We start from the raw sequence: 12,550 nt of genomic DNA on the forward strand, positions 1-12,550 counted from the left end.
GATGGCACTCTTTCACGTGCGCATGGACGTCGCCATTCCCCGCGACCTCGACCCGAAGGTCCGGGACGAGACGATCGCGAAGGAGAAGGCCTACTCGCAGGAGCTCCAGCGCTCCGGCAAGTGGCCCGAGATCTGGCGGATCGTCGGTCAGTACAGCAACATCAGCATCTTCGACGTCGAGTCGGCCGACGAGCTGCACGAGATCCTGTGGAACCTTCCACTGTTCCCGTACATGAAGATCGAGATCATGCCGCTCACCCGGCACGGTTCCGACGTCAAGTAGGCCTCCGGCCCGTGCGTGGTTGACGAGTCTCTGGACTCGTCAACCACGCACAGGCGGCGGAGCCGCCTATTTCTGCTGCGCGAGCAGTTGGTCCACGGCGCGCACGCTGAGGACGTGGTCGAGTGCCATGGTGGCGCTGCCGACGACGCCCGACAATTCCCCATGCGTCCAGGGGAGGATCTGAAGCTGTTGGGTGGCGACGGCGATCGCGTTGCCGTACAGGGTTTCGCGTAGCCCGGCGACGAACGTGTCGTACGCCTGCGCCATATCGCCCCCGACGATCACGACCTCCGGGTTGAGGAGGTTGATCGCCCCCGACAGGACCTCGCCGATCTGGCGCCCGCTCTCGCGGATCATCCGCCGGGCCTCGGCGTCGCCGGCGAGGGCGAGGGTGATCACGTCGCGGATGTGCGTCACTTCGCGTCCCTGCTCCTGCAGGTTGCGGACCAGCGCCCACCCGCCGGCGACGGCCTCGATACATCCCACATCACCGCAGCGGCACACCACCCCTTGTGCCGCTGCGGTTTTCGTGTGCCCGATCTCGCCCGCCGCGCCCAGGGCACCCCGCTGCAGCACGCCGCCGGACACGAGTCCGGCGCCGAGGCCGGTCGACGCCTTGATGAGCAGCATGTCGGCGAAGTCGCGGCGTTCCCCGCGCCGCTCGGCCAGGACCATGACGTTGGCGTCGTTGTCGACGAAGACGGGCGCGTCGGTGACGTCGGCGAGGAACGGCTGCAGCGGGACGCCGTCCCAGCCCGACATCATGGGGGAATTCAGGCTGCACCCGCGTTCGGTGTCGACGGTGCCGGGGAGACTGATCCCGATCCCGACCGTCCGCCCCGCGGTCTCGCCCAGGCCCTCGCGCAGCGCGAGGAGACGCCTCGCGATGACGGGCATCAGCTCGGCCGGGCTCGTGCCGATTTCCTGCTCCACGTCCTCGGCGACGATGACGTCGCCTGCGAGGTCGCAGATGGCCAGCTGGGTGCGGCTCCGGCCGATGGCGGCCGACAGCACCACGCCGGCCTGCACGTGAAACGAGAGTTTCACCGGCGGGCGTCCGCCGGTCGACACACCCTCTTCGCGTTCGACGACGAGTCCCGATGCCTGCAGTGACGACACCCGGGCCGCGACGGCCGTGCGGGACAGCCCGGTGAGGTTGCCGATCTCGGTGCGGGTGGTGGCTAGCCCTGCGCGAATGAGGGCGAAAACGTCGCCACCCGTCGCCGGGGAGGTCGTCGAGCGAGGCGTCCGCATGCAGGCCATTCAACCAACCGGACACGCGTCTGACAACGTAAGGTTCAGATCTTTGTTCGTCAAAATACTTAAGTCTGTATTGATCAAAAGCCAAAGGTCGCCTACTCTCGTCTGTGATGGCCCACACATCCGGCTTTCAGAGGGAGATGACATGTCACCAGCGACCACCGTGGAACCGTGCGATTTCGTCGTGTTCGGCGGCACCGGCGACCTGGCGGTTCGTAAGCTGCTTCCCGCGCTCTACCTGCGCGACAGGGACGGTCAGCTGCCCGCCGAAACCCGCGTGATCGGTGCCTCGCGAGCCGGTCTCGACACCGACGGCTACCGCGACAAGGTGCGAGGAGAACTCGCGCGGTTCGTCTCCGGCGATCAGCTGGATTCGGACACCTGTGAGCGATTTCTCAATCGCCTCGAATACGTCACCGTCGACGTCGCGGACCCGGCGAACTGGGCGGGCCTGCAGGACTGTCTCGCCGACCGGGACGGCGCCATCCGGGTGTTCTACCTGGCGTGCGCTCCCGGCCTGTTCGGGCCGATCTGTGAGAACCTCGCCTTGAACGGTCTCGCCGACGCGCAGTCCCGCGTCGTGCTGGAGAAGCCCATCGGCCACGACCTCGCCTCGGCTCGCGCCGTCAACGACGCGGTCGGCGCAGTGTTCGAGGAATCGCAGATCTTCCGCATCGACCACTACCTCGGCAAGGAGAGTGTCCAGAACCTGCTGGTCACTCGATTCGCCAACACGTTCCTCGAGCCGCTGTGGAACTCCTCGTCGATCGACCACGTGCAGATCAACGTCGCCGAGTCGCTCGGTGTGGGCAGCCGCGGCGGCTACTACGAGTCGGCGGGCGCGCTGCGCGACATGCTGCAGAACCACCTCCTGCAGCTGCTCTGCCTCGTCGCGATGGAGCCGCCTACCTACGTCGACCGCGAGACCGTGCGCGACGAGAAGCTGAAGGTACTCCAGGCCCTCAAGCCGATGAGCCCGCAGGACGTCGAACGCTGCACGGTCGCAGGCCAGTACGGCCCCGGGCTCGCCGACGGGAAGGCCGTCCCCGGATACCAGGACGACGTCGAGAACCCGGACAGCACCACCGAGACGTTCATCGCCGTCAAGGCCGAGATCCAGAACTGGCGGTGGGCCGGCGTGCCGTTCTACCTGCGCACCGGCAAGCGCATGGACCGGCGCTGCTCGGAGATCGTGGTGCAGTTCAAGCCCGTCCCGCATCCCATGTTCCCCGGCAGCGAAGGCCACAGCGAACCCAACCGCCTGGTCATCCAGTTGCAGCCCCACGAGGGCATGCGTCTGCACATGACGGCGAAGGAACCCGGCCCCGGCGGTATCCGCCTCAAGCCGGTGTCGCTGGACCTCAACTACATCGAAACGTTCAAGCGTCCGTCGCCCGACGCCTACGAGCGGCTGCTGATGGACGTGGTCCGGGGCAACCCGACCCTGTTCATGCGCCGCGACGAGGTGGAGGCCGCCTGGGAGTGGGTCGAGCAGATCCTCGTCGGGTGGGAGAAGTCCGAGCGTGGACCGCGGCGTTACCCGGCGGGCACCAACGGACCCACCGACGCGACCATCCTGATCGAGCGCGACGGCCGCGCCTGGCACGAAGGAGTTACCGCATGACCGACGCGCCCACACCCACCGCCGACGTACACCCCGTCCTCGCTGCCGTCACCGAACGCATCATCGAGCGCAGCAGGCCCGAGCGCACGATCTACCTCGACCGCATCCGGCAGGCCGCCGACCGCGGTCCGGCGCGCGGCAAGCTGGCCTGCGCGAACCTGGCGCACGGCTTCGCGGCGTCCGGCCCGGCCGACAAGAAGGCGCTGCGCGCGTTCGTCAAGCCCAACATCGCAATCGTCTCGTCGTACAACGACATGCTGTCGGCGCACCAGCCGTTCGAACACTTCCCCCGGCAGCTCAAGGCCGCGGTCATGGAGGCCGGCGGCATCGCCCAGTTCGCGGGCGGCGTCCCCGCCATGTGCGACGGCATCACCCAGGGCCGCGACGGCATGCAGCTGTCGCTGTTCAGCCGCGACGTCATCGCGATGGCGACGGCGATCGGACTGTCCCACGACATGTTCGACGGTGCCCTGATGCTCGGTGTGTGCGACAAGATCGTGCCCGGAATGCTCATCGGCGCACTCGGATTCGGCCACCTGCCGACGATCTTCGTGCCCGCCGGGCCGATGACGTCCGGTTTGCCCAACAACGAGAAGTCGCGCGTCCGCCAGCTGTACGCGGAGGGCAAGGCGGACCGCGAGCAACTGCTCGACGCCGAGGCGGCGTCGTACCACGGTGTGGGCACCTGCACGTTCTTCGGCACGGCCAACTCCAACCAGCTGCTCATGGAGGTCATGGGCCTGCACCTGCCCGGATCCAGCTTCGTGAACCCGGGCACCCCGCTGCGGGAGGCCCTCACGTGGGAGGCGGGAAAGCGCGTCACCGGTCTCACCTCGCTCGGCGACGACTACACGCCGGTCGGTGAGGTCGTGGACGAGAAGGCCGTGGTCAACGGCTGCGTCGCACTGCTCGCCACCGGCGGGTCGACCAACCACACGATGCACCTCGTGGCGATCGCCCGTGCCGCAGGCATCACCCTCACGTGGGACGACCTGTCGGAACTGTCCGCGGTGGTGCCGCTGCTCGCCCGGATCTACCCCAACGGCTCGGCGGACGTGAACCACTTCCACGCGGCGGGCGGCCTCGGCTACGTCGTGTCGTCGATGCTGGACGCGGGACTGCTGCACGAGGACGTGAAGACCGTCGTCGGCGCCGGACTCCGCCGGTACACCGAGGAGCCGAAGCTGTCCGGCGAGGGCGTCGAATGGCAGCCGGGCACCCGAATCAGCCTCGACACCAGCGTGTTGCGCGGACCGGAAGATCCGTTCGACGTCAACGGCGGCCTCAAGATGCTCACCGGAAATCTGGGTTCGTGCGTGATGAAGACGTCGGCCGTCCACCCGGACCACCGCGTGGTGACCGCCCCGGCCCGGGTGTTCGACGATCAGCTCGACTTCCTCGCCGCGTACGAGGCGGGCACGCTGACCGGCGACTTCGTGGCCGTGCTCCGGTACCAGGGGCCGCGCGCCAACGGCATGCCCGAATTGCACAAGCTCACACCGGTGCTCGGAGTTCTGCAGGACCAGGGCCGCAAGGTCGCGCTGGTCACCGACGGCCGGATGTCCGGTGCGTCCGGGAAGGTGCCCGCGGCCATCCACCTCACCCCCGAGGCGGCGGCGGACGGACCGCTCGCGCGGGTGCGGGACGGCGACGTCCTCACCGTCGACGCCGTGACCGGCGCCGTGAACGTGCACGTCGGCGACGAGGAACTGGCCGCCCGCCCGGCGACCGGTCGTGCGCCCGGTGCCGACGAATGGGTCGGCACCGGCCGCGAACTCTTCGCCGGCCTGCGTGCCGCCGTCGGACCGGCAACCCAGGGCGCCAGCGTTTTCCACCCCCAACCCGTCTAAGGAGTATTCAGTGACGAACAGCCCCTCCCTCCTCGACCGCGTCCCGGTCATCCCCGTCGTCGTCGTGGACGACCTCGGCGACGCGGTGCCGGTGGCCCGCGCGCTGGTGGCCGGCGGCATCCCGATGATCGAACTGACCCTGCGGACGCCGTGTGCCCTCGACGCCATCAAGGCGATCGCGAGCGAGGTGCCGGAGATCTGCGTCGGCGCGGGCACGATCGTGGAACCGGTGCAGGCCGCGCAGGCGGCCGACGCGGGAGCGCAGTTCCTCGTCTCCCCGGGCAGCACCGAAACCCTGCTGAAGGCGATGACGGACACCGGACTGTCGCACCTCCCGGGCGCGGCGACGGTCTCCGAGGTGCTGTTCCTGCTCGAGCACGGCTACCGCGAACTCAAGTTCTTCCCCGCGGAGGCGTCGGGCGGCGCGAAGTTCCTCGGCTCGATCCACTCACCCGTTCCGGCCGCGCGGTTCTGTCCCACCGGCGGCATCTCGACGTCGAACGTCGGCGACTACCTGTCGCTGCCCAACGTCGGCTGCGTCGGAGGATCCTGGCTCACGCCCGCCGACGCCGTGAAGCAGCAGGACTGGGACCGGATCAGCGGACTCGCACGTGAGGCGGCGGCACTCGCCCGATAGCGCGTGACGCGGCGCGGTACGGTGAATCGTGCGCGACAGTGACAACGGTGATTCCCAGCGGCCGGGTTCTCAGTCCTCGCTGAAATCCGCCAACCAGCACCGTGTGGTCCGCGCGCTCCAGACATCGGGTGAGCTCACCCAGGCGGAGATCGCGCGTCGCACCGGATTGGCCCCCGCCACCGTGTCCAACATGGTCAAGGAATTGACCGCGGCCGGGATGGTCGCCGTGCCGGGCGGCGACCACCCCGGTCAGCGCGGCCGGGCGGTGCGGCTGACCCGCCGTATGGGCCTCGCGGTCGGGATCGACTTCGGGCACCGCCATCTCACCGTGGCCGTCGCCGACATGGCACACGAGGTGCTCGCCGAGGAGCGCGTCGAACTCGGTGCGGGTCACCGCGCGGAGGACGGCGTGGTGCAGGCGGGCGCCCTTCTCGACGCGGCCCTCGATCGACTCGGCTGCGACCGCACGTCCGTCCTCGCGGTCGGCATGGGTCTGCCCGCACCGCTCGAGACCGACACGGGCGAGGTCGGCGGCCCGTCCATCCTCCCCGGCTGGGTCGGTGTCGACGCGGCCGCCATCGCGTCGGAGTATCTCGGCACCGCCGTGCACGTCGACAACGACGCGAACCTCGGTGTGCTCGCCGAACACATGTGGGGCGCGGGCCGCGGCACCACCGACCTCGCCTACATCAAACTGTCCGACGGTGTGGGCGCAGGCCTCGTCCTCGACGGCCGGCTGTACCGCGGAAGAGGCGGCACCGCAGGCGAAATCGGCCACCTGACCCTCGACGAGTTCGGGCAGGTGTGCCGCTGCGGCAACCGCGGCTGCCTCGAGACCCTCGTCGCCTCGCACGTCGTGATCGGGCTGCTCGCCCCGAGCCGCGGTCCCGATCTGAGCATCGCCGACATCGTCGCGATGGCCGAGCGTGGCGACGCCGCCTGCATCCGGGTGCTCGCCGACACCGGGCGCCACGTGGGTGTCGCGGCAGCGAGCCTGTGCAACCTCGTCAATCCTGAACGACTCGTCATCGGCGGCGAACTCGCGCTGGCCGGTGAACTGCTGCTCGGGCCGATGCGTGAGGTCGTCGGCCGTTATGCGGTGCCCAGCGCGGTCCGCTCCCTGGACATCCGCGTCGCCGAACTCGGCCCCCGCGCTCAGGTGCTCGGCGCCGTCGCACTGGGTCTGCGGTCCGCGCTTCCCGCCTGACTGTTTGCCGCTGAATTCCCGCTCCGCGTCAAGGGGTGAGGTCTGAGCTCTTCGCGCGCCAGATGTTCATTAGTGAATGCAAATCGGACAAACACGTCTTTGTATGTTCATGTCTTGACGATTCGTGGTTTCGTTGCCTACTGTGTTCCACACCACAACGACTGCGCACTCTGCGCAGGCCTCGGCCCGATCCGAGTGTCGATCACCCCTTGCTCACGAGGAGTCCCATGACTGAAAACGTCCTGTTGCCCGGCGCGGAATCGCCCGGCGACACCGCAGAGGGCACTTCGGTTCCCGTCCGGATCGCGGTCGTCGCCGCACTCGGCGGCCTGCTGTTCGGCTACGACAGCGCAGTGATCAACGGCGCCGTGTCGGCGATCGAGGGCAAGTTCCAGGTCGAGTCCGCTCTCCTCGGATTCGCGATCGCCTCGGCGCTGCTCGGTGCCGCGGCGGGAGCGATGCTGGCCGGGCGGATCGCCGACCGGTACGGACGCCTCGTCACGATGCGGGCCGCCGCGGTGATGTTCCTGCTGAGCGCAATCGGCACCGGATTCGCGGCCAACGTCGAGATGCTGGTGGCGTTCCGGATCGTCGGCGGCATCGGTGTGGGTCTGGCCTCGGTCATCGCCCCCGCCTACATCGCCGAGATCTCGCCCGCCCGGGTGCGTGGACGTCTCGGGTCGCTGCAGCAACTCGCGATCGTCACCGGCATCTTCGTCTCGCTCCTGGTCGACTACGCCCTCGCCGCGCTCGCCGGCGGATCGCAGGAAGAACTGTGGTTCGGGCTCGAGGCCTGGCGGTGGATGTTCCTCGCGATGTGTGTGCCCGCACTCGCTTACGGTCTGCTGTCGCTGACGATTCCCGAATCCCCCCGCTACCTGATCGCTCAGGGGCGCATCGCCGAGGCCCGTGGCATCCTCGCGGTCCTGCTCGGCGGGAAGGGCCTCGACCTCAAGATCGAGAGCATCCGTTCGACGCTGGCCCGCGAGACGCAGCCGTCAATCCGTGACCTGAAGGGCTCCGCGTTCGGCCTGATGCCGATCGTGTGGATCGGTATCGGACTCTCGGTCTTCCAGCAGTTCGTCGGTATCAACGTGATCTTCTACTACTCGAGTGTCCTGTGGCAGGCCGTGGGCTTCGACGAGGGCAGCTCCCTGCAGATCACGGTCATCACGTCGGTGGTCAACATCGCCACCACCCTCATCGCCATCGCCTACATCGACCGGGTGGGCCGTCGGCCGCTGCTCATCATCGGCTCCGCCGGCATGGCCGTCACGCTCGCGACCATGGCGTTCATCTTCGGAACCGCGTCCACCACGGTCGTGAACGGTGTCACGACGCCGCAGTTGACCGGGCTGCAGGGGCCGATCGCGCTCGTCGCCGCCAACCTGTTCGTGGTCGCCTTCGGAATGTCCTGGGGCCCCGTCGTGTGGGTTCTGCTCGGTGAGGCGTTCCCCAACCGCATCCGCGCCGCCGCCCTCTCGCTCGCCGCGGGCGCCCAGTGGGCGGCGAACTGGCTGATCACCGTGACGTTCCCGTCCATGAAGGACTTCTCGCTCGGAATCTCGTACGGCTTCTACGCCGTGTGCGCGGTGCTGTCGCTGGTCTTCGTGCTGCGCTGGGTCAAGGAGACGAAGGGCGTGGAACTCGAAGCCATGCACTCCGATTCGGTCGTGTAGGCCTTCCGTACCACCACGAAGACGCCCGCGAGGATCTCACTCGCGGGTGTCTTCGTCGTCCTTCATCTGCTCGACGGCCGTCGCGGATTCGCTCACGATCGCGCGCATGGCCGACTCCGCCGCGTCCGCGTCGCCCATCTGGATGGACGACGCCACCACGCCGTGCAGGCGAATCGCCTCGGTCTCCGCGACGTGCGGCATCAGCGAGTGCCGGGTGCGGCCCTCGAGCACCTCCACGACGATCTGCGACATCGCACGCAGCAGGGGATTGCCCGACGCGGTCAGCAGTGTGCGGTGAAAGTCGGAATCGTGGGCCAGGTACGCGTCCGTGTCCGCCGCGCGGGACGTCGCCGACATTCCGATGACGGCCGCCGTCAGCGCCCCGCACTGCTCCGGCGTCGCCCGGGTCGCCGCGAGACGCGCGGCGAGCGGTTCGATGCCCGACCGCAATTCGCTCAGGCTCGACAGCTGGTCGAACCGCTGCGGTCCGGCGAGTTTCCAGCGAATCACGCTCGGGTCCAGTGAATTCCAGTGCTCCTCGCCCAGCACGGTGATCCCGACGCGACGGCGGACCGCCAGAAGTCCGAGGGATTCGAGAACCCGGACCACCTCGCGGACGACGGTGCGGGAGACGGAGTACTGGGTGACCACGTCGTCGGCGGAAATGCGGGTGCCGGGTGCCAGGGCTCCGGCCACGATGTCGCCGCCGAGTCGATCGAGCACCGTTTCGTGCAATTGCCGGTACTCGGCGCCCTCTGCGTTGGTCATCCGCCGATGGTCCCACGGTTTCCCCCACTGAACACACGTTGGCGCACCCTTCACGCTCTAAGTAGTACTTAATTATCCATGGGCTTGAAATCGTATGGTTTATGAGGCACAGTGACCTGAGTCACGAACAACGGCCATGCCAACACCGATCTCCCTGGAGCAACAGAATGAGTACCGCGTCACTACTCGCAGCGGCCGACAGCGCCGGCACCGACGCGCAGCTGATCACGGCCGCCGTCGTCGGCGTCGCCGCCATCATCGCGCTGATCACCTGGCTCAAACTCCACCCGTTCCTCGCACTGTCGATCGGCGCCGTCGGCGTCGGCATCGGCGCAGGTCTCGGCGCCACGGACTCGGTGAAATCGTTCGTCGAGGGCTTCGGCGCCACGATGGGCAGCGTCGGAATCCTGATCGGCTTCGGTGCCATGTTCGGCAAGCTGCTCGCCGATTCGGGTGGCGCCGACCGTGTCGTCGACACGCTCGTCGGGCGCGCCGGACCGCGGACGCTGCCGTGGATGATGGCACTGGTCGGCGCGGTGATCGGCCTGCCGATGTTCTTCGAGATCGGCCTCGTGCTGCTGATGCCGGTCATCATTCTCGTCGCGCGCCGTTCGGGACTGTCGCTGATGCGCATCGCGATTCCCACCCTGGCAGGACTGTCGGCGATGCACGGTCTCGTCCCGCCCCACCCCGGGCCGCTGGTCGCGGTGGCGGCGCTCGACGCGAACCTCGGACTCACCCTCGCGCTCGGCGTCGTCGTCGCGATCCCCACCGTCATCGTCGCCGGACCGCTGTTCAGCAAGCTGGCCGCCCGCTGGGTGGACGTGCCCGTCCCCGAGCTCTACGTCACCGTCGAAGACCGGGAGGGCGCCGAAGCCGCCGCGGAGCGTCGCCGCCCCAGCTTCGCGGCCACCCTGTCCGCCATCCTGCTCCCGGTCGTCCTGATGCTGGGCAAGGCTGTTGCGGACGTCGTCGCCGCCGGCTCGGAGTCGCCCGCGAAGGCGCTGCTCGACTTCCTCGGAACGCCGGTCGTGGCCCTCGGACTCGCGGTGCTCGCCGGAATGCTGCTCCTCGGCCGGGGCGGCGGCATGGACCGCAACGCCATCGCGGCGTCGCTGGAGAGTTCGCTGCCCCCGATCGCCGGAATCCTCCTCATCGTCGGCGCGGGCGGCGGATTCAAGCAGGTCCTGATCGACACCGGCATCGCCGACGTGATCGCCGAAGCGATCAAGGGCAGCGCACTTCCCGTCCTGTTCCTCGCCTGGCTCGTGGCCGTGCTGATCCGTGTCGCCACCGGATCGGCCACTGTCGCGACCGTCACCGCGTCCGGCATCCTTGCGCCCGTCGCCGCCGAGCTGACGTCCACGCACGTCTCGCTGATGGTGCTCGCGATCGGCTCCGGCTCGCTGTTCCTGTCGCACGTCAACGACGCGGGATTCTGGCTCGTGAAGGAATACCTCGGGGTCACGGTGGTGCAGAACCTGAAGACGTGGACGGTGATGGAGTGCATCATCTCCGTCACCGGTCTGGCCGGTGTCCTCGCGCTGAGCGTGTTCATCTAAAGGGGGTCGAGAATGTCGAGTGAGGTTGGTGAGATGCACGTGAGTACGCGCGAACCGGTAGGACGCACGCCGCAGACCGCGGATCCCGTCCTGGTGCTGATGGGCGTGTCCGGCTCCGGGAAGTCGACGGTCGCGGGAATCATCGCCGGCGCGATGGGCTGGGACCTGCAGGAGGGCGACGCGCTGCATCCACCGGCGAATGTTGCGAAGATGGCGTCGGGGCAACCGCTGACCGACGAGGACCGCTGGCCGTGGCTCGATCTCGTCGCCGGGTGGATCCGGGACCACACCGACAACGGTCTTCCCGGGGTCATCACCTGCTCGGCGCTCAAGCGCAGCTACCGCGACGTGCTGCGCGGCGACAACGTCGTGTTCGTGCATCTCGCCGGGTCGCGGGCGCAGATCGGCGAACGGCTGACCGCCCGGCTGGACCACTTCATGCCCCCGTCGTTGCTGGACACGCAGATCTCGACGCTCGAGCCGATCGAACCCGACGAGGACGCCATCGTGGTGGACGTGGGCGGATCGCCGACGCAGGTGGCGTCGGAGATCATCGCTCGACTGGAGCAGCGGCTCGGCCGGTGAACTTCCGGTAATCGGACGGCAATTCAGTCGAAGTCGCTCGGTGACGGGCGGCTTCGACTTACCGTGGCGTGAGGTCTGTTCAGTTAGCTGGACGCGTCCGACAACGGAGGGCAGTATGCGAACGCGTGGATCGATCGTGTGGCACTGGGATGTCAGTGGGCGGGCGCGCATGACGTTCTGGTTCGCCAGGGCTTTCGTCAAACCGCTGTTCACGATGTGGCCGACGACGGACCGCGGCATCGAACTACTCGCGGCTCTCGACGAGTTGATCGACCGGCTACCCAAGCCGAAGGGACTCGACATCGAGGCGATCTCGCTCGGCGGGGTGCCGTGCGAGAAGATCACCCACCCGCGGCCCACCGTCACCTCGATGGACGGCGCCACCATCCTCTACTTCCACGGCGGCGGATTCGTGTTCTGCGGGCTCGCCACCCACCGGGCGCTGTGCGGACTGCTCGCCGCGCGGTCGGGTGCGCCCGTCGTCTCGGTCGAGTACCGGCAGCTCCCCAATGGGGCGATCGGGGCGTCGCTGGTGGACGCCATGACCGCATACACCGAGGTGCTGAAGGTCTGCGACGACCCCAGCAGGGTGATCGTCGCGGGGGATTCGGCGGGCGGGTACCTCGCGATGAAGGTCGCCGAAGTCGCCGCGCTGCGGGGCATCACCCGGCCGGCGGCCGTCATCGGATACTCCCCGCTGCTCAACCTCGACCTCGAGGATCACGACCCCGATTTCATGAAGCGCGACGCGTACCTGCCGATGTCGCAGGTGGCGAAGCTGAAGGACCGCTGGCTGGCCGGGCCCGACCAGATTCCCGGCGCCCAGTCGCCCGTGAACGCGGATCCCGCACTGTTCCCGCCGGTCTTCCTCACCGCCGCCGAGTACGAGATCATGCGGCCCGACGTCGAGATCATCACCGACCGGTTCGATCGAGAGGGACGGCAGATCGAGACCCACATCTGGAGTGGACAGATCCACGCGTTCCCGGTGATCGGCAAGGTGCTGCGGGAAAGCCGCACGATCATCGGGCTCACTGTCGACTTCGCGTCCCGCGCACTCACGGAGCCGAAGCGGCACTCGGCCTGAACGGCAGA

At 68.2% G+C, this 12,550-nt stretch carries 11 protein-coding genes; 9 read left to right on the forward strand and 2 right to left on the reverse strand.

The window, feature by feature from the left end:
• Nucleotide 1: 1 nt before the first annotated feature.
• Nucleotides 2-283: a muconolactone Delta-isomerase gene (catC, locus tag P3H15_RS28490; protein ID WP_072947638.1), complete on the forward strand. Its 282-nt coding sequence runs from the start codon at nt 2-4 to the stop codon at nt 281-283.
• A 66-nt stretch (nt 284-349) separates the two neighbouring features.
• Here catC and P3H15_RS28495 read toward each other — a convergent pair whose 3' ends face one another.
• Nucleotides 350-1,537 (reverse strand): ROK family protein, encoded by a 1,188-nt coding sequence (locus tag P3H15_RS28495; RefSeq protein WP_276140312.1) that lies wholly within the window; start codon nt 1,535-1,537, stop codon nt 350-352.
• Between the two features lie 151 nt (nt 1,538-1,688).
• On the opposite strand from P3H15_RS28495, the gene zwf reads away from it, so the two are divergent.
• The 5 genes from zwf (at nt 1,689) to P3H15_RS28520 (ending at nt 8,540) form a co-directional block, all read left to right on the forward strand.
• A complete protein-coding gene (gene zwf, locus P3H15_RS28500; protein WP_276140313.1) occupies nt 1,689-3,167 on the forward strand; it encodes a glucose-6-phosphate dehydrogenase in 1,479 nt (492 codons plus the stop codon).
• Nucleotides 3,164-5,017: a phosphogluconate dehydratase gene (edd, locus tag P3H15_RS28505; protein ID WP_276140314.1), complete on the forward strand. Its 1,854-nt coding sequence runs from the start codon at nt 3,164-3,166 to the stop codon at nt 5,015-5,017. Before zwf ends, edd begins: the two co-directional genes overlap by 4 nt.
• A gap of 10 nt (nt 5,018-5,027) precedes the next feature.
• Nucleotides 5,028-5,654 (forward strand): bifunctional 4-hydroxy-2-oxoglutarate aldolase/2-dehydro-3-deoxy-phosphogluconate aldolase, encoded by a 627-nt coding sequence (eda, locus tag P3H15_RS28510; protein WP_276140315.1) that lies wholly within the window; start codon nt 5,028-5,030, stop codon nt 5,652-5,654.
• Between the two features lie 28 nt (nt 5,655-5,682).
• Nucleotides 5,683-6,861, forward strand: a complete 1,179-nt coding sequence (locus P3H15_RS28515) for an ROK family transcriptional regulator (RefSeq protein ID WP_276140316.1) — start codon at nt 5,683-5,685, stop codon at nt 6,859-6,861.
• Between the two features lie 227 nt (nt 6,862-7,088).
• On the forward strand, nt 7,089-8,540 hold the full coding sequence (locus P3H15_RS28520) for a sugar porter family MFS transporter (protein ID WP_276140317.1): 1,452 nt from the start codon (nt 7,089-7,091) through the stop codon (nt 8,538-8,540).
• Nucleotides 8,541-8,576: 36 nt separating this feature from the next.
• Here the strand turns inward: P3H15_RS28520 and P3H15_RS28525 are convergent, their stop codons facing one another.
• Nucleotides 8,577-9,308, reverse strand: a complete 732-nt coding sequence (locus P3H15_RS28525; protein WP_276140318.1) for a FadR/GntR family transcriptional regulator — start codon at nt 9,306-9,308, stop codon at nt 8,577-8,579.
• 167 nt (nt 9,309-9,475) lie between these two features.
• Here P3H15_RS28525 and P3H15_RS28530 point away from each other — a divergent pair, with 167 nt between their 5' ends.
• The 3 genes from P3H15_RS28530 (at nt 9,476) to P3H15_RS28540 (ending at nt 12,542) form a co-directional block, all read left to right on the forward strand.
• Nucleotides 9,476-10,870 (forward strand): GntP family permease, encoded by a 1,395-nt coding sequence (locus tag P3H15_RS28530; RefSeq protein ID WP_276140319.1) that lies wholly within the window; start codon nt 9,476-9,478, stop codon nt 10,868-10,870.
• Between the two features lie 33 nt (nt 10,871-10,903).
• The gene (locus tag P3H15_RS28535; protein WP_276140320.1) at nt 10,904-11,455 is read left to right on the forward strand and encodes a gluconokinase; all 552 of its coding nucleotides are present in this window, start codon (nt 10,904-10,906) and stop codon (nt 11,453-11,455) included.
• 115 nt (nt 11,456-11,570) lie between these two features.
• On the forward strand, nt 11,571-12,542 hold the full coding sequence (locus P3H15_RS28540) for an alpha/beta hydrolase (protein WP_276140321.1): 972 nt from the start codon (nt 11,571-11,573) through the stop codon (nt 12,540-12,542).
• The last annotated feature ends 8 nt before the right edge of the window (nt 12,543-12,550 follow it).

The organism is Rhodococcus sp. T2V, from assembly GCF_029269925.1.
Lineage (GTDB): Bacteria > Actinomycetota > Actinomycetes > Mycobacteriales > Mycobacteriaceae > Rhodococcus_F > Rhodococcus_F koreensis.

Coding starts and splice junctions, on each gene's coding strand:
- catC (WP_072947638.1), top strand. CDS start 2: ATGGCACTCTTTCACGTGCGCATGGACGTCGCCATTCCCCGCGACCTC.
- P3H15_RS28495 (WP_276140312.1), bottom strand. CDS start 1,537: ATGCGGACGCCTCGCTCGACGACCTCCCCGGCGACGGGTGGCGACGTT.
- zwf (WP_276140313.1), top strand. CDS start 1,689: ATGTCACCAGCGACCACCGTGGAACCGTGCGATTTCGTCGTGTTCGGC.
- edd (WP_276140314.1), top strand. CDS start 3,164: ATGACCGACGCGCCCACACCCACCGCCGACGTACACCCCGTCCTCGCT.
- P3H15_RS28520 (WP_276140317.1), top strand. CDS start 7,089: ATGACTGAAAACGTCCTGTTGCCCGGCGCGGAATCGCCCGGCGACACC.
- P3H15_RS28525 (WP_276140318.1), bottom strand. CDS start 9,308: ATGACCAACGCAGAGGGCGCCGAGTACCGGCAATTGCACGAAACGGTG.
- P3H15_RS28530 (WP_276140319.1), top strand. CDS start 9,476: ATGAGTACCGCGTCACTACTCGCAGCGGCCGACAGCGCCGGCACCGAC.
- P3H15_RS28535 (WP_276140320.1), top strand. CDS start 10,904: ATGCACGTGAGTACGCGCGAACCGGTAGGACGCACGCCGCAGACCGCG.
- P3H15_RS28540 (WP_276140321.1), top strand. CDS start 11,571: ATGCGAACGCGTGGATCGATCGTGTGGCACTGGGATGTCAGTGGGCGG.